Source organism: Microbacterium sp. M28 (genome assembly GCF_025836995.1).
In the GTDB taxonomy this organism is placed as follows: Bacteria; Actinomycetota; Actinomycetes; order Actinomycetales; family Microbacteriaceae; genus Microbacterium.
The window spans coordinates 476,341-497,322 of record NZ_CP107546.1 but is presented as its reverse complement, the minus strand read 5'-3'; the positions used below and the strand labels follow the sequence as shown (position 1 = coordinate 497,322).

Below are 20,982 nucleotides of genomic sequence, written 5' to 3'. Positions count from 1 at the left end.
GGGCGGTGCGCCTGTCCGACCGGAACTGTCGTCAGTGTTGGTGACCGATGTCGGGCGTCACCACGTTCTCACCGGGTGGGGCGAGGTGTCCGGCCTCGACCGAGGCGAGCGCCGGCGTCACGAGCGCCGAGGCCAGGATCGCGCCGACGATGATCTCCGCGACGCGCAGTCGACGAGGTCCTCCGGATCCCGCGTACGGTCCCCCGCCGGCCGGGCCCCGCAACCGGAGCGCGCAGGCCACAGCCGTCACGACGAGCAGCGCCACCGCCGGCGCCACCGCGAGGATTCCCATCCGGACCGGGTCCTGCGCGAACGCGGCGATCGCGAGCGCGGCACTCGCCATCGCGCCCGCGATACCGGCCTTCGGAACCACGACTCGTGCCCGGATCAGCGTCACGGTCCCCCAGGCGATGACCGCGGCCCCTGCCACGAGCAGCAGGATGGCCGTCGTCGCGAGCGCGGGGCCGCCGTCCGCCGCGGTCAGCGCTCCGGCCCCGAGCGCGACGAGGATCAGTCCACCACCCCACGCGGCGATGGAGGGCCAGACCGCCACCGCGTCACGGTGCGCATCGGCCTCCACCGCCGTGGGAGGGGTCATCGTCGAGTGATTCATGACGGGCCCGGTCAGGCGGCCCAGCCTGCCGAGGCCCGGTCGACCGAACGATCGGCGGCGATCCCGACGCCCAGCAGCACGATCGCGCTCGCGAGGTGCAGGAAGTGGTCGAACGTGTTCAGCGCCAGGATGTTGAGAGCCGTGCCGACGAGGAAGAACCCGACGATTCCGAGCAGCAGGTACGCCGCACCGATGATGATGTTCACGGTCTTGGCCGCCCGGACGGACACGAGCCCCGCGATCAGCAGCGCCCCGCCGATCAGCAGATGCGCCACGTTGTGCAGCGGGTTGACCATGAAGATCCCGAGGAGCATGCCTCCCTCGGTCGCGAGGAAACCCACACCTCCGGTGACGGCGAAGCCGAGGAGCCCGACGAGGATGTACACCGCGCCGAACACCGTGGCGACAAGACGGTTCGGGGACGAGCGCATGATTGACCTCCTTGTTCCTGTGCGGCCCGATGCCGCATCTACAGGATCTTCGGAGGCATCCGTCGAACGGATTGCCCGCCGTCCCCGCCGCCGTCTACCGCACGGTCACCGTGATCTCCTTCGAACTCGTCGTCCCGGCCGCGTTGGAGAACTCGGCGACGTAGGTGTGGGTCCCCGGCGCCCGTCCGGTCACGTGCGTGACGGCACGCTGCGCGTTCGGGGATGCCGCGGCGAGCGCCTGCTCGTCGATCATCACACCGTTCTCGAACAGTCGGTACGCCGTGGCGTTCGTGCCCCACCACAGGTTCGCGGTGACGGTGTAGTCGCCGTCCCTGTCGCGGTTGTCGTGCGACAGGACCGGCGTGGCCGGAGCGGCATCCCTCACCTTCACCGTGACCGATGTCGTGGCGGTCGTCCCGGCCGCGTTGACGAGCTCGCCGGTGTACACGTAGGTGCCGTTCTCCTTGCCCGCGACGTCGACCGTCGCCAGCTGCGCAGTGGGCGAGTTCGCGTCGAGCAGCTTCGTCGAGATCAGCTCCCCGTTCTCGTAGAGCCGGAACACCGCGCCGTTGACGCCGTGCCACAGGTTCATCGAGACGGTGTACTCGCCGTCACGCAGGCCGTCCTCGTAGCCGGAGTCGCTGGAGAGCACCCCTCGGCCCGGGGCCTTGGACGCGCCTTCATCGTCGAACACCAGCAGCTGCACGGATGCCGAGGACACGAGGCCGTCGTGATTGACCGCGTTCACGGTGAACGTGTGCGGACCGACGAGATCCGCGAGGTCGATCTGCTCGCCAGCGGCGACGGGTCGCCCGTCGAAGGCGATGTCGAGGTTGCGGACACCGGACTCGCCATCCGCCGCCGTGACGTCGACCGTGAAGGTCGACGTGCTCGCGAGCAGCGTCCCGTCGGCGGGGATCCCTGCGAGGACCGGTGCCGTCGTGTCCGAGGCGCCGGAGGGGTCGCCGGTCACCGCGATCTTCGGCGCAGCGGGCTGCTCCATCCCGTCGCCGAGGAAGAAGCTCGTCTGCGTCGGCTGGTTGTACCCGGTGTTCTGCCACGCGACCGACAGACGGTAGACCGGGTCGTGCATCAGCGTGCGGATGCGCAGGTCGGTCTCGTCGGTGGTCGAGTAGATCCGCAGCTCACTGGAGTCGGCGGACCGCCACGCGATCTCCTCCCGCCAGTCGCCGAACAGATCGGCCTGGATGTTGGGGTTGCCCTTCGTGCCGTTGTTGGAGCGCGCCCCTTCATCGGCGAGGATCACCTCGGACTCCCCGGTCTCCCAGTTCCACTTCGACACGGTCGGGTACCCGCGGTAGGCCGCCTGGTCGAAGGTGTGGTCGACGATCTCGCGCAGGGGATCCCCGTCGAACCAGGCGAGGAAGTTGGCCGCGGGGATCTGCTCCCCGATCAGCTCGCCGTCCGCGGACATCAGCTGGCCCACGGGCGAGTTCCACGCGGCATCCCCGCCGATCGCCCAGCCCTCGGCGCCCGCGTAGCGCGGGTCGATGTCGCCGGCGGCGGCCCGCCCGGTGTCCTTCACCGCCGGGATCGACCACAGCACGTCACCGGTGCGGGCATCTCGCATGGTGGCGCCGGCGTTCTGCGACGCGCCCATGTCCTCGTGCGCGGCGAAGACCTCGAGTCCTGCGTTCGAGGGGACGAGGTCGGACACGTGGATCGCGTCACCGTGTCCGAGTCCGGTCGAGTACAGCAGCGAGCCGTCGTCGTCGATCGTCGCCGAACCGAAGACGATCTCGTCCTTGGCGTCGCCGTCGACGTCGGCCACCGACAGGTTGTGGTTGCCCTGACCGTACAGCGCCTCGGCGCCCGCGTCGTTCGAGTCGAGCACCCACCGCTGGGTCAGCTCGGTTCCGTCGAAGTCGTACGCGGCGACGACCGCACGCGTGTAGTACCCGCGGCTGAAGATCGCGCTGGGGTGCTCGCCGTCCAGGTACGCGGTACCGGCGAGGAACCGGTCGACGCGGTTGCCGTAGGTGTCGCCCCAGGCGCCGACGTCGCCGCGCGGCGGCGTGTAGTCGACCGTGTCGATCGCCGCGCCCGTGGCACCGTCGAAGGCGGTGAGGTACTCGGGTCCGGTGAGCACGTACCCCGAGCTGTTGCGATGGTCGGCGCCCGCGGTGCCGATCGGCTGTCCTGCGCCGTCGATCGCGCCGTCCGCGGTCTTCATGATCACCTCGGCACGGCCGTCGCCGTCGTAGTCGAAGACCTGGAACTGCGTGTAGTGCGCCCCGGCGCGGATGTTGACGCCGCCGTCGATGCGCCACAGTCGCGTGCCGTCCAGCTCGTACGCGTCCAGGTACACGTTGCCGGTGTACCCGCCCTTCGAGTTGTCCTGCGCGTTGGACGGGTCCCACTTGACGATCAGCTCGTACTGGCCGTCGCCGTCCACGTCGCCGACGCTCGTGTCGTTGGCGTTGTAGGTGTACGGCTGCCCGTCCTTCGTGTAGGCGTCGGCCGGCTTGTCCAGCGGCACCGAACGGTACGCGCCGTCCTGCACGCCGAACTCCTCGGTCTCGGTGGTCTCGACCCCGTTCAGCACCTTCGTCACGAAGTACGCGGATGCCGCGGTGCCTGCGGCGTCGACGAAGTTCGTCGAGTCGGCGATCGGCTCGGCGGTGATGCGCTTGCCGTCGCGGTAGACGTGGAAGGCCACGTCGTCCGGGTCGGTGCCGAGCATGCGCCAGGACACCAGGTTTCCGGCATCGGTCGCCACGACGGCAGGTGCGCGATCCAGGTACTCGGCCTGACGCTGCAGCACCGTGACCGCGTCGGTCGCGAGCTGCTCCGACGCGTCTCCCGCGCCAGCGGCGTTCACCGCGACGGTCGTGTAGTAGTAGGGGATCGTGGTGAGGACGCCGGTGTCGGTGTACCGGCTGGTGTCGGCGATGCCGATCAGCTCTCCGCGCTCGCCGTCGACCTCCGAGCGGAAGACGAGGTAGTACTGCGCGCCGAGGGGCTCGGCCCAGGAGAACTCGATCGAGCGCTTCTCGATCGACTCGACGACGAGGTCCGTCGGTGCGGACGGCGCTGTCGCCTCCGGGTCGACGAGGGATGCCGTCACCGTGGTCGAGGGGACCGACTCGAGCTTCGTCTGGTCGACGGCCGTGACGTGATAGTCGTAGTCCAGTCCGACGCGCGCCGTGGTGTCGACGTACGCCGGCTCCGTGGTCGTTCCGACGGCCACCGGCACGGCGTCGAACGGCGACTGGCGGTAGACGTTCCAGGTGAGGCCCGGCTCGGCATCCCAGATGAGCGAGACGGCCGGCGCGTTCGGGTCGGCATCCACGTCGGCGACCTCGAGTCCGGTCGGGCCGAGCAGGATCGGAGTGACCTCGAGGCCGTTCAACCGGGTGCCTGCGGCCGCGCCGTACACCTCGACGCTCAGTTGTCCGTCCGTGACGAGGAACGGGCCGCGCAGAGTCGAGTTCACGCTGCCTCGGCCGGCGTTGCCGCTGCCGGCGTCCTTGCCCTCGACCCGGAAGCTGGTGCGGGTCGAGCCGATCCAGTCGCCCGAGTAGGTCTTGACCGAGTACGTGCCGTCCGGCACGTCGAGCGCGAACGTCGCGCTGTCTCCGGGGAGGACGAAGTCGCGCACGAGATCGTCGGATCCCTCCGCCGCGCCGCGGTCACGACCGGCTGCGGCGCCGGGGGCGACGACGAAGCCGTACCCGCGCTCCTCGCTGTACGTCAGATCGGGGGTGACCTCGGTGTACCCGGCCATGACCGGGTTGCCGGCGAGCTGGAAATCGTACTTGTACAGGGCCTGCTTCGTGGTGAACGTCACCACCGCGCTCGGCTCGGATTCTCCTCGACCGTTGACGGCGACGACGCGGTAGCGATATGCGGTGCCTTCGGCCAGGCCCTGCACGATCGAGCTGGTCTGGGTCACCATGCCCACCAGCGACCAGGCGAGATCGGGGTCGGTGACCGCCTGCCGGTAGATCTTGTAGATGTCGGCGGTCGGCGATGCGTCCCACTGCAGGGTCGCGCCTCCGTTGCTGATGGCTCCGGCGACCACGTTCTGCGGAGCCGAGGGCACCTCGGCGGGCGGCTGGATGTCGGCGACCTTCTCCGCCAGCGGGTCATCGAGCTGCGCGACCCCCTGCGCCACGAGTCGCGCCATCTGGATCGCGCCGTACTCCTGGAAGTGCGTGTCGTCGACGGTACCGGCGGGCCGGTTCGGGAACACGCCAGGGTCGACGTGCAGGAAGACCGCCTTGGCGGCATCCGGTCCGATCTCGTTCAGGTACGCCCGGCTTGATGCCGAGAGGTCGACGAGCGGCACGTCCTCCTCGACGGCGAGCTCCGTCATCTTGGCGACGTACTCCGGGAAGCTGACGTTGAACTCCCCCGTCTCCGCGTTGAAGGAGCGCCGAGACACCGGCGTCACGAGGATCGGAGTGGCCCCGCGCTGACGCGCACCCTCGACGTAGACGCGCAGATACTCCTTGTAATCGGCCGGGCTCGCGTAGCGGTCATCCACTCCCTGCGTGGCGTCGTTGTGCCCGAACTGGACCATCAGGTAGTCACCGGGACGGATGCTGCGCAGCACCTCGTCCAACCGGCCCTGCGTGATGAAGTTCTTCGAGGACCGACCGCCGATCGCGTGGTTGGCGAACGCGATGTCGTCGGCGAAGAACCGGTCGATCATCTGCCCCCAGCCGGCCTGCGGCGCGTACGCGATGGGGTCGTAGGTCTGCACGGTCGAATCGCCCGTGATGTACGCGGTGCCGATGGCGCCGGCGACGCGCGCCGGCAGGCGGGTGATGGTGAGGGCGTTCAGCGCCGCGGCATCCCCCGCGATCTGCAGGGTCAGCCGCCCGTCGACCAGAGCGATCGGGAAGGCCATCTCGAGGTACGAACCGGCCGCCTGCGGATTGGCCTGGACCTTGGCGATGCTCTCGGCCGTGATGGTCGTCGTGCTCGCCGCTTCGGCGTCGCCGGCGACGACCTGGACCGAGTAGTCGCCTGCTCCCAGGTCGATCTCGAACGTCGCGCCGGCCGCCGCGACGAAATCGCTGCGCAGCGGGTCGTCGCCGCCGCGGTCGATGTCAGGGGTCGCGGATGCCGGTGCGGTGGAGAATCCGTAGCCCCACGCCGCGTCGTACGCGGTCGCGGAGGTGACGGCGAGCGCACCGTCGGCGACCTGGCCCGCGCCGAAGTCGAACGTGACGACGTCGCCGGCGGGGATCGGAGCCGGTGCCGTGTAGATCGTCGAGACCACCGCGTCGGATGCCGGGGACGAGCCGACCTGGTTGCGGGCGGTCACCCGGTACGACCACGGCTGCGTCGTGTCCACGGCATCTGTGTAGCCGGGGGTCTCCAGCACGGCGAGTTCGGTGAAGGCGCCATCTGCGCCGGCGCGCTCGAGGACGTACGCGTCACCGTTCGCGACCGGAGACCACGCCAGCACGACGGCGTCGGCGGTGACCTGAGCGATCGTCAGGTCGGTCGGTGCCTCCGGGGCGACGAGCTCCGGGATAACCCCGGAGCGGACCTCGGCCGAGGGCGAGGAGACGCGGTCGTAGGCGCTCGCGGCCACGATCGCATAGGCGTACGAACCGCCCTGCACCACGGATGCATCGGTGTAAGTCGGCTCGGCGGACTCGCCGATCTGCGCGAACTCGCCGGTGGTGTCACCCTCGACGTCGGCGCGAAGCACGCGGTACTCGGCGGCGCCCTCTGCTGCCGACCAGGTCAGGTCGACTCCGTTCCACGCCACCTTCGCCGCGACGAGATCAGCCGGGGCATCCGGCGTGACAGGTGCCACGACCAGACCGTTGATGTAGGCGCCGAGCCCGGATCCGGTCACGCCGATCGTGAGCTGCCCGTCCGTCACCGTCACCGGGAACGTCGTGGTCAGGTTGGTGCCGCGCTCGGATGCCAGGCGCGTCTGGGCGACGCCCTCGAGCGTGAGGGTCGCGTTGGTTCCGGATGCCGAGCTGAGCCCGTCGCCGATCGTGACCGTCACCTCGTAGTCGCCCTCGGGAACGCCGTCCAGGGCGAAGCCCCAGTTCGTGCCCGCGATGAAGTCGTCCTCCATCGCACCGGCGGGCGAACCGTCGGTACTGCGGTCGCGATCGAACAGCGAGGCGCCGTCGGGGAGTGTGACGCCCCAGCCGGCCTCCGGCGTGTACAGCGAGCTCGTCAGCACCTGCTGGTGCCCCTCCGCGACTGGACTCGACGCGGTGCCGAAGTCGAAGCGCCAGGCACCATCCTCGTTCGGTGCGAGCACCGCGGCGGCGGCTGGAGCCGTGATGAGGGATCCCACGACCACGGTGGCGGCGATGATCCCGCCGACGCGGAGTCGAGTGGTCTTCGTGGCTGTGCCGGAAGGTTGCGGGGCTCGATGGGCGGGGATGGCGAACTCGTGGGGCACAGTTCTCTCCTGTTGACGGCGGTGGCAAAGGAAAACGTTGGAGAGGCGGGGGATGAATGTGCGGAAAGCGCATTCCAGCCGCTCGTCCGGCAGTCTTGCACGTGCCGCATCACCGTGGCAAGCAAAAGTGCGAAACGTTTTTGTCCGCGCGTCACGGATGCGCCTCCCTCCGAGGAAAGCGCATACCATTGCCAGAAGTGCAGGCGTCTAAGGGAGGGCGATGTGAAACGCGTGGGCATCCGGGATGTCGCCGAGCTCGCCGGGGTATCGATCAGCACCGTTTCGAATGCGCTGAATCGACCTGGACGCGTCAGCGACGAGCTGGCCGAGCGGGTCCGCGCCGCGAGTGATCGGCTCGGCTACGTCCCACTGCAGGCGGCGCAGCAGCTGCGCGTCGGTCGGAGCGGGCTGCTCGGGATGACCGTCATCAACATCGCCAACCCCTTCTTCGCCGACATGGTCGCCGGCGCGGAGGATGCCGCGGCCGCCGCCGGCCTGCGGATCCTCGTCGGCAATGCGAGCGACGACATCGCCAAGGAGCTCGACCACCTCGAGCTGTTCGAGCGGGTGCAGGTGGAGGGCGCGCTGGTGAGCCCGTTCGGCCCCGTGGATGCGTGGCAGGAGCGACTGCGCCGGCGCGGGGTGCCCGTCGTTCTCGTGGACGCGGTCGACGATTCCGGAGAGATCCCCTCGGTGTCCCTCGACGACGTCGCCGGCGGCCGACTCGCAGCCGAGCATCTGATCGCCACCGGGCGACGCCGACTGGCGTTCGTCGGCGCCCGCGAGGAGGTGCGGCAGGTCCGTGAGCGTCTCGCCGGTGCTCGGCTCGCCGTCGCCGAGCACCCAGGAACGACCATCGAGCCGATCTGGGCGACCATCACCACCATGCAGCGGGGCCTCGCGTTCGGTGACGAGATCGCCGCGCGGCGACCGGAGGACCGTCCCGACGGCATCGTCACCTCGAACGACCATCTCGCGGTCGGTCTGGTGCACCGGCTGATCGCCTCCGGCGTGCGCGTTCCGGAGGACGTGGCCGTCGTGGGGTACGACGACATCGAGTTCGCCGCGATCGCCCAGGTACCACTGACGTCGGTGCGGCAGCCCGCGCGCGAGATGGGTCGCGCCGCCGCCGAACTGCTGATCGCCCGCGTCAACGGCACGGAGGCCCCCGACCTCATGAGCGTGGTCTATCAGCCCGAGCTCGTGGTCCGCGGCTCGACCGCTCTCACCTCCGCTCGTTGACCCTCACTCAACGATCGAGGGGGCCGAAGGCCTCGGCGAGTCGATCCCACTCACCGGGGCGCAGCGGCACCACGACGCCGTGCTTCGTGTTCGCAGGCAGCACGAACTCGTCGCGCGGCACCGGCTGCCAGTCCCCCGCCGCGAGGTCGGTCGAGCGCAGTGCGATGTACCCCTGCGGCCAGTCCGAGTACTGATCGACCCAGAGGTACCAGCACCCCGCCTTCGCATCGAAGAAGATCAGCGGCGCCTCGACGTGCTCGTACAGATCGTCGGCGATGCGCGACGCGACCATCGTGAAGTCGGACGACATCGGCGACGAGCCATCCTCCTGGAACAGCCGCCGCTCATCGGTCGATTTCAGGAAACGATGCGTCCGCCCCTCGTGCTCGACCATCGTCAGGTCGATCACGCCATGCCCCGGTCCGAAGTCCGCGAGCACGAACGGCTCCGAGAACGAACGGAAGTCCGTCGTCCTCGCCGCCAGGATCCGCGGATACGAATCACGGGCGTGCGCGGCATCCGCCTCGTCGTACAGCGAGCTCGACCAGTACACCAGGAACTCGCCCGTCGCCGCGTCGTAGAGCGCCTCCGGTGCCCAGGCCATCCCTGCGGTGGGCGGCGCGACCTCGATCAGCCAGGGTTCGGACCACGTGACGAGATCGGTCGAACGCCAGATGACGAGCGACCTGCTGCCGTGCCGGGTCCACCCGTCCCAGTCGTGCTCCGCGCCTGTCCACACCCGCAGATCGGTCGCGATGATGAACGCCTCATCCTCCCCGCGCACGAGGTACGGGTCGCGGACGCCCGTCGTGCCGAGCGTCGACTCCAGCACGGCCTCTCCGCCGTTCGCACGCGTCCAGCGCAGCGGATCGTCGCGGACGCTCAGCGAGAAGTAGATCTTCTCGCCGTGGCCCTCGTGGTCCTCGACGAAGTGCACGAGCAGATACCCGTCAGGCATCGATCAGACTCCCGGTCGCGTACGCCGCCAGCATCCGGTCGCGCTCGACCGCGGAGATCGGCACGACGGTGCCGTGCCGCGGGCTGCGCGGAAGCTCTGCCGGCACCGATTCGAGGGTCCCGGCATCCAGGTCCGTGATACGGAAGGCGAGATAGCCCGCACCGCCGTGGTAGCCGGGCTGGTCGATGAACAGGTACCAGCATCCGTCGCGCTCGGAGCGGAAGGCCGTCGGCCCCTCACCCTCGGTGAAGGTGCCGCCCCACGGGTTGGGCTGCCCGAGTCCGAGCCTGTCGGCGATGCGCACCCACTCCGGCGCGTGCAGGTCGCGGCTGCGGTCCAGCACGGGGAGCATCGTCGCCTCGTCCTTCGTGAAGCGGTAGTACGCGCCCGCGTCCCGGACGATCGTCGAATCGATGAACCCCCGACCGGGGCCTCGCCGCTCGTCGATCCATGGGTGCGGCTCGCCGACCGTCACGAAGTCGCTCGTCGTCGCGAAGAACATCCGCTGGTACGAATCCTGGATGCGCCGGTCGACCGGTGCCAGCTCCGGCGGGTACAGCGCGGATGCCCAGAACACGAAGAACTCCTCGCGCTCGGCATCCCACACCGCCTCCGGAGCCCAGGCGTTTCCGGCATCCGGCGGCGCGACAGTCAGCCGACGCTGTTCGGACCACGTGACGAGGTCGGCCGATTCCCACACCATGATGTCGCGCGAGCCGGTCTGCTGCGCCGCGGCGAAGCCCTCCGGCCTGCCCTGGATGCGCAGGTCGGTCGCCATCAGGTACCAGCGGCCCTGCTGCGGATGCCGGACGAGATGCGGGTCTCGCAGACCGCGCTCCCCCATCACAGAACGGATCAGCGGCTCGCCGTCGCCCAGTTCGATCCAGTCCGCCAGCGGGTCGTCCCCAGCGGTCACCGCGAACCGGATCGCCTCGTCGTCCGCACCCGTCTCGCCGGTGAAGTAGACGAACAGGTAGGCCTCCTGCGTCACGCCAGCTCCAGCGACACCGTCACGTAGGAGTGCGCCGGCAGGTCGACCTCGAGTCCTCGCTCGTGGCGACGGATGCCGTCGTGCGCCGCGGGAGCCACGGCATCCGGATTCTGCGGAGTGTTGTGCTCGGCCGTGGATGCCGCCGTCAGCACCCGTGCACTGAAGCCGGCGACGTCGGCGCCACGCAGATCGAGCACGACCGTCCTCGCCTGCTCGGCGTCGAGGTTCGACAGCGAGACGAGGGCCGCGCCGTCCTTCGTGGATGCGGAGGCCGACAGCAGCGGCAGGTCGCGACCGTCCGAGGCGCGCGTGTCCGCGTCGACGACGTGGGCGGCGAGCGCCTGCGCGTCGTGGTGGCCGGTGTTCATGGCGAACACGTGGAACGTCGGGGTCTTCACCAGGGCGCCGGTGTCCGGGTCGGTCAGCAGCATCGCCTGCAGCACGTTCACCGTCTGGGCGATGTTGGCCATCACCAGGCGATCGGCGTGGCGGTGGAAGGCGTCGAAGTGCACGCTGGCGACCAGCGCGTCCCTGAGCGTGTTCTGCTGGTACAGGAACCCGGGGTTCGTGCCGGGCTCGACATCCCACCACGTACCCCACTCGTCCAGGACGAGGCCGACGCGCCGCCGCGGGTCGTGCCGGTCCATGACCGTGCTGTGCCGGGTGAGCAGTTCCTCGATGCGGTACGCACGGGACAGCGTGAGGTACCACTCGTCCTGGTCGAACTCGGTGGCTGAGCCCTTGCTCTCCCACGAGCCGCTCATCGTGTAGTAGTGCAGCGAGAGCGCCTGGTAGGGCGAGGAGCCCTGGCCGTCGCAGCCGAGGCATCCGAGCGCCTTCATCAGCACGTCGGTCCACTCGTAGTCATCGACGTTCGCACCTGCGGCGATCCGGTAGACGGTGTTGTCGCCGTGGTTGCGGACGTAGGTCGCGTACTGACGGGCGAGGTCCGCGTAGGTCTCGGCGCGCATGTTGCCACCACATCCCCACGCCTCGTTGCCGATGCCGAAGAAGGGCACCTTCCACGGCTCATCGCGACCGTTCTGGCGGCGAAGCGATGCCATCGGCGAGTCATCGGCGCGCGTGAGGTACTCGATCCATTCGCTCATCTCACGGACCGTGCCGGAGCCGACGTTGCCGTTCACGTACGCGTCGGCACCGAGCATCTCGCACAGCTGCATGAACTCGTGCGTGCCGAAGGAGTTGTCCTCGACGACGTCGCCCCAGTGCGAGTTGACCATCCGGGGGCGCTCGTCGCGCGGGCCGATGCCGTCGCGCCAGTGGTAGTCGTCGGCGAAGCATCCACCCGGCCAGCGCAGGTTCGGGATCTTCAACTCGCGCAGCGCCTCGACGACGTCGAGGCGGATGCCGCCCTCGTTCGGGATGTCGGATCCCTCGCCGACGAAGAAGCCGCCGTAGATGCACCGTCCGAGGTGCTCGGCGAAGTGGCCGTACAGGTGACGGCTGATCGTCGCGCCGGGAAGGTCGAGGTCGATGACGACACGGGTGCTGGGCATGATGTCCTCTCCGAGGAGTGGTTTCGGGGTCGGTCCCACGTGGGGCTCGTCCGGAATTGTAGCGATACAATTCCGTCGTGGGCAAGACCCGAGGGAGGATGGACGGATGACGACGATCCAGGACGTGGCCAAGGCCGCCGGCGTCTCGCCGATGACCGTGTCCAACGTCCTGAACGCCCATCCGCATGTGCGCGAGTCGACGCGGCAGAAGGTCCTCGCGGCCGTCGAGGAGCTCGATTACCGCGTCAACGCCGCCGCCCGGAACCTCCGCACCGGCCGGACCGGCACCCTGGGCCTTGCCGTCCCGAACATCGGCGATCACTACTTCGCCCGCCTCGCCGCCCTGGTGGCCACGATCGCCGGCGAGGAAGGGTATCGCGTCGAGATCGAGCACACGGACGCCGTGCGCGAGCGCGAACTCGAGGCGATGACACTGTCGCAGAACCGCATGCACGACGGCCTGCTGCTGTCGACCGTCGGACTGGGCCCTGCGGACAAGGGCCTGCTGCGTGTGGACTATCCGGTAGTGCTGCTCGGCGAGGGGATCTTCGACGGGCCACTCGATCACATCGCCATGCCGAACGTCGACGGCTCCTACGCGGCGACCGCGCACCTGATCGCGCAGGGCTCGCGCACCGTCGCGATCTTCGACGTCCGCTTCACCCTGTCTGATTCGGTGCGCGACCTGCGGCTCGAGGGGTACCAGCAGGCGCTCCGGGATGCCGGGATCACCCCCGACCCCCGACTCTTCTTCGACGTCGCGGACTTCACCATGCAGGAGGGGTACCGTGCGGCGCAGCGCGTCGCCGAATCCGGCGTCCCCGTCGACGGCGTGTTCTGCCCCACGGACGGCGTCGCGATCGGTGCGCTGCGGGGCTTCGCGGATGCCGGCATCCGCGTGCCGGAGGATGTCCGCGTGATCGGATTCGACGACCTGCCCGAGAGCGACTTCCTCTCACCGCGGCTCAGTTCGGTGTCGCCGGCGCACGAGGTCACCGCCCGCACGGCTGTGACGTTCCTGCTGGAACGGATCCGCGGCACGGCCCCCGCCGAGGCCCGCGAGTTCGTCACGCCGTTCGAACTGCGCGCCAGAGCCTCGACCGCCTGATCGCCGCTCGGATCGGAAGACGATTCACGGACCTGGTGATTTTCACGGATCGATCGGCCGGATTCGTCCGTGATTCGTCATCGCGTCCGCGATCCGTCACGGCCACTCGGCTTTACAACGTTGAATACCGTTATACGATCGAGCCTTGCGAAACGTTTTTATCTGAGCTAGATTCTCGGTAAGCGCTTTCCCGCACCACGGAGCGCGTGCACCACACCACCCGAGACGCTGAGGTTCCGCGGTCCGAACAGAGGCGTTCACAGAGAGGACAAAGATGTTCAACAAGAAGCGTGTGCTCGCAGTCGGCGCGTTCGCCGCCAGCGCTGCCATCGTCCTGGCCGGCTGCTCCAGCAGCGAGCCGGAGGCGGCAGCGACCTACGACCCCGATGAGAAGGTCACCCTGGACCTGGCGTTCTGGGGCAACGACGTCCGCGCCGAGCTGTACAACGAGGCGATCGACGCGTTCAACGAGGAGTACCCGAACATCACGGTGAACGTCTCCTTCCTGGCGTTCCCGGAGTTCTGGGAGAAGCGTCAGACCGAGGCAGCGGGCAAGAATCTGCCCGACGTGATGCAGTTCGACTACTCCTACCTGCGCCAGTACTCGCAGAACGGGCTGCTGCTCGATCTCGACCCCTACCTCGGCGACATCATCGAGACCGACCCGCTGCCGCAGAACATCCTCGACATCGGCGTCGTCGACGACACGACCTACGGCATCGCGACGTCCACGAACGCGTGGGGCCTGTTCACGAACCCCGTCCTGCTCGAGACCGCAGGCGTCGAGAACTTCGGCGGCGGGTCCTGGACGGACTACATCGACTGGATGGGTGAGGTCACCGACGCCTCGGGCGGCGCGTTCTGGGGCGGCGGCGACTACACCGGCCGCATCCAGAACTTCGAACTCCAGCTGCGCGCCGAAGGCGGAGAGCTGTTCACCGAGGACAGCGAAGCAGGATTCGACGAGGACCGGCTCACGAAGTTCTGGGAAGAGGGCCAGCCGATCCGCGACGGCATCGGGGTTCCGCAGCAGCGCGTCGAGGAGGTCCTCCCGAAGGGCGGCTTCGACAGCGCGCTGACGGCGAGCGAGCTGACCTGGGACAACTTCGGCGCCGGCTACCTGGCCGGCCTGGGCGAGGGCTACACCGAGCTGAACCTCATCGCTCCTCCGGTCACGGAAGAGGACGCGAAGGATCTCTACCTGAAGCCCTCGATGCTGCACACGATCGCGGCCAACACCGAGCACCCCGAGGCTGCGGCCACGCTGGTCAACTTCCTCGTGAACTCGCCGGAGTCCGGTGAGATCTTCGGCACCAACCGCGGCCTGCCGGCCTCCGAGACCGCGCTGGATGCCGCGGAGCTCGACCCGATCAGCCAGCAGATCAAGGACTACGAGGAGTCGATCGCGGACCGCCTCGGTGACGCACCGCCGGCACCGATCGTCGGCTACGGAACGCTCGAGGAGAAGTTCCGTCAGCTCGGCACCGAGCTGAACTTCGGCACGATCACGGTGGACGAGGCTGTCACGCAGTTCTTCGCCGAGATGGACGTCGTCCTCAACCAGTGATGAGCAGCCGGGGCGGGCATCGCGCCCGCCCCGGCCTCCCTCGAACCCCGAACCGAACCCGCATCGGAGTACCCGTGAGCACCACAGCCACCCGAGTCATCGTGACCGGTGAGAAGTCGTCGAGCCGGACCCTGTTCCGGCGAAGCCGCCCGGAGGAGGGCGATCGTCCTGGGCTCCGCCGAAAGGCGATGCGCGAGACGCTGGCCGGGTACGGGTTCCTGATTCCGTGGCTGGTCGGGTTCTTCGGGCTCACGTTGATCCCGATGGCGTACTCGCTGTACCTGTCGTTCACGAGTTACAACATCTTCTCCCCGCCGAAGTGGATCGGCTTCGACAACTACGTGCGGATGTTCACCAGCGATCCCGCGTTCATGCAGTCGGCGCAGATCACGCTGATCTACGTGCTCGTCGGGACGCCGATCACGCTGGCCGCGGCACTCGCGGTCGCGATGCTGCTGAACTACCGCGACAAGGGTGCCGGGTTCTTCCGCTCCGCGTTCTACGCCCCGTCGCTGATCGGCGGGTCGGTGTCGGTGGCGATCGTGTGGCGGGCGATGTTCGCCAACGACGGCCCTGTCGACAACTCGCTGTCCCTGTTCGGCATCGATCTGGGCGGATGGATCGGCAACCCCGACCTGGTGCTGCCGGCGATGATCCTGCTGGCGGTGTGGCAGTTCGGCGCGACGATGGTCATCTTCCTCGCGGGCCTCAAGCAGATCCCGAAGGAGCTGTACGAGGCGGCCGAGATGGACGGCGCCGGTGCCTGGCACCGGTTCCGTGCCGTGACGATGCCGATGCTGTCGCCGGTGATCTTCTTCAACCTGCTGCTGGGTCTGATCGGTGCGTTCCAGGTGTTCAGCTCGGCCTACATCATCTCCAACGGTTCGGGCGGACCGGCCGGTATGACGAACTTCATCACCCTGTACCTCTACAAGCGCGGATTCTCCGATGGCCAGATGGGCTACGCCGCAGCGATCGCCTGGGTGCTGCTGATCGTCGTCGCCATCATCGCCTTCATCCTCTTCCGCACTCAGCGCAGCTGGGTCCACTACGCCGGAGACAACCGATGAGCACTTCCCACACTGCCACCACGTCGGGCGCCGCCTCGACCCCCGTGTTCGCACAGCAGCAGGCCGCCCCGGCCGCCCCGACCCGCCGCAAGGTCGGACGCAAGACCTGGCAGACGATCATCTGGTTCGTCGCCCTCATCGCCCTGACCGCGATCGTGCTGTATCCGCTGGTGTGGCTGCTGTTCTCCACGTTCAAGCCCAACAGCGAGTTCGGCTCCAACATGGGTCTGCTCCCGAACGCGCCCACGATCGAGAACTATGCGAAGGTCATGGAGGGCATCGCCGGCGTTCCGATGTGGCGGTTCTTCCTGAACTCGTTCATCCTCGCCGCCGGCGCCGTGATCGGCACCGTGCTCTCCAGCGCCCTCGCCGCCTACGCGTTCGCCCGCATCCAGTTCAAGGGCCTCGGCATCCTGTTCGCCGCGATGATCGGCACCCTGCTGCTGCCGTTCCACGTCGTGATCATCCCGCAGTACATCATCTTCAACGAGCTCGACCTCGTCGACACGTTCTGGCCGCTGCTGCTGCCGAAGTTCCTCGCCACCGAGGCCTTCTTCGTGTTCCTGCTCGTCCAGTTCATGCGCCAGATGCCCCGCGACATGGATGAGGCAGCTCGCATCGACGGCGCCGGCCACATCCGCATCTTCTGGGCCATCATCCTCCCGCTGATCAAGCCCGCACTCATCACCTGCTCGATCTTCGCGTTCATCTGGGCCTGGAACGACTTCCTCGGCCCGCTGCTGTACCTGACCAGCCCCGAGAACTACCCCCTGCCCATCGCGCTGCGCCTGTACAACGACCAGACCTCCTCCAGCGACTACGGCGCCACCGTCACAGCATCATTCGTCGCCCTCCTCCCCGTCCTGGCGTTCTTCCTCGTCTTCCAGCGCTTCCTCGTCGACGGCGTCGCCACACAGGGCCTGAAGGGCTGACCCATGAACCGTTCGCAACTCCGCGCCGCACGACAGGCCGACGCCTCCGGCAGCGGCCCCACGCTCGACGACCGAGCCCCGGCCCGCTATCCGGGAGCGAAAGGCGCCTTCGCCCTGTTCGGCGAGGTGCTGTGGACCGGCCTGCTCATCACGATCGCCGGCCTGCCTGTCATCACCCTCCCCGCAGCCCTGGCCGCCGGCATCCGGCACCTGCGCCGCTACGTCAACGCCGAGGAATCGCACACGCGGACCTTCTGGCACGATTGGCGGCAGGCGCTCCTGCCCGGCGGACTCGTCGTCGGGGCGATCACCGGCGCCGCTGCGATCGTCCTCGCCGTCGACATCCTCGTCGCACAGTCCGGCATCCTCCCCGGCGGACAGGCCATCGCCCTCATCGGCTGGGCAGGGCTCCTCATCGGAGCCACCGCGCTGCTGATCACCGCGAGCGCCTGGACGCCCGAGACCGGATGGCGCACCGCCGCCAGCGGCATCCTGCGCACCGCCGCAGCCGACCCGGTCGGCGCCGTCTACCTCGCCGTCGCCGCCGTCCTCGCCGGCGTCCTGACCTGGATGCTCGTGCCGCTCATCCTCGCCGGCCTCGGCTGCGCCGCGTTCGCCGCCGTCGCGGTCCCCGCACGCCAGCGCCGCCACGCCTGATCCCCGACCTCACCGCAAGAACTGGAGCCGCTCGACGTGCTGTACGGAGCCGACTACAACCCCGACCAGTGGCCGGAACACGTCTGGGACGATGACGTCCGCCTCATGCAGGAGGCCGGCGTCAACATCGTGAGCCTCGGCATCTTCGCCTGGTCGCGCATCCAGCCGGCCGAGGGCGTGTGGGACTTCGCGTGGCTGGACACGGTGATCGACAAGCTGCACGCCGGCGGCATCAGGGTGAACCTGGCGACCGCCACCGCATCCCCTCCCCCGTGGGTGAGCGCGACCTACCCCGAGACCCTTCCGGTCGACGAGAACGGGGCGTCGTACTGGCCGGGCAGCCGACAGCACTTCGCGCCATCGTCGCCGACCTATCGGCGCCTGGCCGGCGAGCTCGTCCGGCGGCTCGCCGAGCGCTATGCGCAGCATCCGGCTGTCGTGATGTGGCACGTCGGCAACGAGTTCGGCTGCCACCTGTGGATGGACTTCTCGGATGCCGCGCGCGACGCGTACCGCGTCTGGCTGACCGCCCGGTACGGCACGATCGACGCACTGAACGCGGCCTGGGGCACGAGCTTCTGGTCGCAGGCGTACGGATCGTTCCACGAGATCTTCCCCCCTCGACTGGCGCCGTACAGCCACAATCCGTCGTCGATGCTGGACTGGCGCCGCTTCACCAGCGACATGCTGCTGGAGTGCTATCTCGCCGAGCGGGAGATCCTGCTCGCCGCCGGCGTCACCCAGCCGATCACGACGAACTTCATGGGTCCGTTCAAGCCGGCCGATTACCGTCGCTGGGCTCCGCACATGGACGTGATCGCCGACGACTGCTATCCCGATCCCGCCAATCCGAACCGCATCCGCGACGCCGCCTTCCAGCGGGACCTCGTCCGTTCGCTCAAGCCCGGTGTGCCGTGGATGCTCTGGGAGCAGGCGACGGATGCCGTCAGCTGGCGCCCGGGGAATCCGGGCAAGCGCGACGGAGCGCTCATGGCGGAGACCGCGCAGTCGATCGCCCGCGGCGCCGACGCGATCATGTTCTTCCAGTGGCGGCAGTCCCGCGCAGGCAGCGAGAAGTTCCACTCCGCGATGCTGCCTCACGCCGGAACGCAGACCCGCACCTGGAACGCCGTCACCGAGCTCGGTGCGCGGCTCGCCGCGCTCGGTGACCTGCCCGCACCAGGACGGGACGCGCAGGTCGCCCTCGTGTTCGACTGGGAGAACTGGTGGGCCGTCGAGGAGCGCGATCACCCGACCGAGATCGACTACCTCGCGCTGACGCTCGAGTGGTACGGCGCGTTCCACGACCGCGGCATCCAGGTCGACATCATCGCGCCGGAGGATGCCGGTGTCGGATACGACCTCGTGGTCGCCCCCGTGCTGTACCTGCTGCGCGAAGAGGGGGCGTCGGCGATCGCCCGCTTCGTCGAGGACGGGGGCACGCTCGTGACCGGGCCGTTCACCGACATCGTCGACGAGCACGACCAGTTCCGCGACGGTGGATTCCTGACGCTGCTCGGCGATGTCGTGGGGCTGCGCTTCGAGGACTTCGGCGCGCTGGCGGGCGAGTCGACCGGCGGGAACGGCGTCGGCGCGCTGAGCGCGGCGGCGACCCAGGCCGCACGTGCGGCTGCGGCCCGCGGCACGGTCCCGTTCTCGTTCGACGGCGCGACGTACGGCGGACGGCTGGTGGCCGAGGCGGTCCGACCGGCAGGCGCGTCGGTGCTCGGCACGTTCGAGTCCGGCCTGCAGTCCGGATCGGCCGCCCTCACCCGCAACCGGTTCGGTGCCGGCGAGGCCTGGTACCTGGCGACCCAGCCGGATGCCGAAGGCCTCGCCGCCGTCGTCGATGCTCTCGTGGCGGCATCCGGCGTCCGTCCGGTCGTCCCCGACGTGCCGGCCGGTGTGGAGGTCGCCAGGCGCGGCGAGCTCGTGACGATCATCAACCACGGCGATGACCCGGTCGAGGTCGCCGTCCGCGGCACGGATGCCGAGACCGGCGCCGCAGTCGAACGCGTGGCCCTCGACTCCCAGGGCGTCGCGTTCGTCCTCGTACCGATCGATGCGCCTGCCGCGCACACGGCCCCGCTCGCGGACGCCGTCGCCCTCTGATCCCCTCCGAAACACGACAGGAGCATTCCATGCCCGCACCCCGCCGTCTTCTCACCGCTGCCGCGCTGGCCACCGGCGCCGCGCTCGTCCTCGCCGGCTGCGGCAGCGGCGACTCCGGCTCGTCGGACGCGTATGACCCCGATGAGAAGGTCACGATCAACTACGCCTTCTGGGGCAACGACGACCGCGCGACCCGATACAACGACCTCATCGAGGCGTTCAACGAGGAGCACCCGAACATCACGGTGAACGTGTCGTTCACGGACTTCCCGAGCTTCTGGGAGAAGCGTCAGACCGAGGCCGCCGGCGGCGGCCTGCCGGATGTGTTCCAGTTCTCGGACAGCTACCTGCGCCAGTACGGCGAATCGGGCAACCTGCTCGACCTCGCCGAGGTGTCGGACTACATCGACATGTCCACGTTCGACGAGTCCCTGCTCGGCACCGGTGCCCTCGGCGACGTGCAGTACTCGCTGCCCACCGGATACAGCCTGTGGGCGAACTTCATCAACGACGACCTGCTGGCGTCCGCCGGTGTCGAGGCCCCGGAGCCAGGCACATCGTTCGAGGAGTTCGACGAGTGGATGGCGTCGGTCACCGACGCCACAGGCGGCACCGTCTACGGCGGCACGGACTACACGCAGCGCATCCAGCTGTTCGAGCTGCAGCTGCGCGCGAACGGCGAGAACCTGTACACCGAGGACGGTGAACTCGGATTCACCGAGGACGACCTCCGCGAGTTCTGGGAATCGGGCGACGCGATCCGCGAGGGCGTCACGGTTCCGCAGCAGCGCCTCGAGGAGCTCTCGCCGAAGTCCGGCTTCGGCGCCGCGATCACCGCGAGCGAGATGAGCTGGAGCAACTTCCTCGGCGGCTATCTCGCCGACTCCGGCTCCTCATCGATCTCGATGATCGCGCCGCCCACCGCGAAGGAGGGCTCGAAGGACCTGTATCGCCAGGCCGGGCTCCAGGTCGCGATCGCGGAGAACACCGAGCACCCCGAGGCGGCCGCGATCTTCCTGGACTTCGTGGTGAACAGCCCGGAGGCGGGCGAGATCTTCGGCACGACCCTCGGCTTCCCCGCTTCGTCGTCGAAGCTCGAGGGCACCGTCCTCGAAGGGGCGGACAAGCAGGTCGCCGACTACATCGAGGCCGCCGCCGACCGCATCGGCGACGCTCCGCCCGTCCCGGTCGTCGGCTACGGCTCGCTGGAGCAGACCTTCTGGGATCTCGGCAAGTCGATCGGCCTGGGCGCCATCTCGATCGATGACGCGGTGAAGCAGTTCTTCGCCGAGGCCGACGTCATCCTCGGGAGCTGAGCACCGCCACCCCTGTGATCGCGAGGGCAGTGACGCCGGGCCGCCGCGTGCGACCGTGCGTC

The 20,982-nt window shown here is 68.8% G+C and carries 14 protein-coding genes; 8 read left to right on the top strand and 6 right to left on the bottom strand.

Features of this window, described 5'->3' with window-relative positions:
- Window positions 1–31: 31 nt before the first annotated feature.
- The 3 genes from OED01_RS02325 to OED01_RS16365 form a co-directional block, all read right to left on the bottom strand.
- Complete coding sequence (locus OED01_RS02325) at window positions 32–598, bottom strand: hypothetical protein (protein ID WP_264156801.1); 567 nt, start codon at window positions 596–598, stop codon at window positions 32–34.
- Window positions 599–624: 26 nt separating this feature from the next.
- The gene (locus OED01_RS02320) at window positions 625–1,044 is read right to left on the bottom strand and encodes a DUF4383 domain-containing protein (RefSeq protein ID WP_264156800.1); all 420 of its coding nucleotides are present in this window, start codon (window positions 1,042–1,044) and stop codon (window positions 625–627) included.
- Window positions 1,045–1,138: 94 nt separating this feature from the next.
- On the bottom strand, window positions 1,139–7,450 hold the full coding sequence (locus OED01_RS16365; protein ID WP_318841119.1) for a rhamnogalacturonan lyase family protein: 6,312 nt from the start codon (window positions 7,448–7,450) through the stop codon (window positions 1,139–1,141).
- A 222-nt stretch (window positions 7,451–7,672) separates the two neighbouring features.
- Here OED01_RS16365 and OED01_RS02305 point away from each other — a divergent pair, with 222 nt between their 5' ends.
- A complete protein-coding gene (locus OED01_RS02305) occupies window positions 7,673–8,692 on the top strand; it encodes a LacI family DNA-binding transcriptional regulator (protein ID WP_264156799.1) in 1,020 nt (339 codons plus the stop codon).
- A gap of 7 nt (window positions 8,693–8,699) precedes the next feature.
- Here OED01_RS02305 and OED01_RS02300 read toward each other — a convergent pair whose 3' ends face one another.
- Genes OED01_RS02300 through OED01_RS02290 form a run of 3 tightly spaced genes read right to left on the bottom strand, consistent with a single transcriptional unit; the run spans window position 8,700 to window position 12,158 of the window.
- Window positions 8,700–9,650 (bottom strand): glycoside hydrolase family 43 protein, encoded by a 951-nt coding sequence (locus OED01_RS02300; RefSeq protein ID WP_264156798.1) that lies wholly within the window; start codon window positions 9,648–9,650, stop codon window positions 8,700–8,702.
- Window positions 9,643–10,641 (bottom strand): glycoside hydrolase family 43 protein, encoded by a 999-nt coding sequence (locus OED01_RS02295; RefSeq protein ID WP_264156797.1) that lies wholly within the window; start codon window positions 10,639–10,641, stop codon window positions 9,643–9,645. The genes OED01_RS02300 and OED01_RS02295 overlap by 8 nt, the downstream gene beginning before the upstream one ends.
- Window positions 10,638–12,158 carry an alpha-N-arabinofuranosidase gene (locus OED01_RS02290; protein WP_264156796.1) on the bottom strand — a complete coding sequence of 507 codons (1,521 nt, stop codon included), beginning with the start codon at window positions 12,156–12,158 and terminating at the stop codon, window positions 10,638–10,640. The genes OED01_RS02295 and OED01_RS02290 overlap by 4 nt, the downstream gene beginning before the upstream one ends.
- A gap of 106 nt (window positions 12,159–12,264) precedes the next feature.
- On the opposite strand from OED01_RS02290, the gene OED01_RS02285 reads away from it, so the two are divergent.
- From OED01_RS02285 to OED01_RS02255, 7 genes are all read left to right on the top strand, one after another.
- Entirely contained in the window at window positions 12,265–13,266 is a 1,002-nt protein-coding gene (locus OED01_RS02285; protein WP_264156795.1) for a LacI family DNA-binding transcriptional regulator, read from the top strand.
- 274 nt (window positions 13,267–13,540) lie between these two features.
- Window positions 13,541–14,833, top strand: a complete 1,293-nt coding sequence (locus tag OED01_RS02280) for an ABC transporter substrate-binding protein (RefSeq protein WP_264156794.1) — start codon at window positions 13,541–13,543, stop codon at window positions 14,831–14,833.
- A 74-nt stretch (window positions 14,834–14,907) separates the two neighbouring features.
- Entirely contained in the window at window positions 14,908–15,903 is a 996-nt protein-coding gene (locus OED01_RS02275) for a carbohydrate ABC transporter permease (protein ID WP_264156793.1), read from the top strand.
- A complete protein-coding gene (locus OED01_RS02270; protein WP_264156792.1) occupies window positions 15,900–16,835 on the top strand; it encodes a carbohydrate ABC transporter permease in 936 nt (311 codons plus the stop codon). The genes OED01_RS02275 and OED01_RS02270 overlap by 4 nt, the downstream gene beginning before the upstream one ends.
- A 3-nt stretch (window positions 16,836–16,838) precedes the next feature.
- On the top strand, window positions 16,839–17,492 hold the full coding sequence (locus OED01_RS02265; RefSeq protein ID WP_264156791.1) for a YesL family protein: 654 nt from the start codon (window positions 16,839–16,841) through the stop codon (window positions 17,490–17,492).
- A gap of 36 nt (window positions 17,493–17,528) precedes the next feature.
- A complete protein-coding gene (locus OED01_RS02260) occupies window positions 17,529–19,604 on the top strand; it encodes a beta-galactosidase (protein WP_264156790.1) in 2,076 nt (691 codons plus the stop codon).
- A gap of 29 nt (window positions 19,605–19,633) precedes the next feature.
- Window positions 19,634–20,920 (top strand): ABC transporter substrate-binding protein, encoded by a 1,287-nt coding sequence (locus OED01_RS02255; RefSeq protein WP_264156789.1) that lies wholly within the window; start codon window positions 19,634–19,636, stop codon window positions 20,918–20,920.
- The last annotated feature ends 62 nt before the right edge of the window (window positions 20,921–20,982 follow it).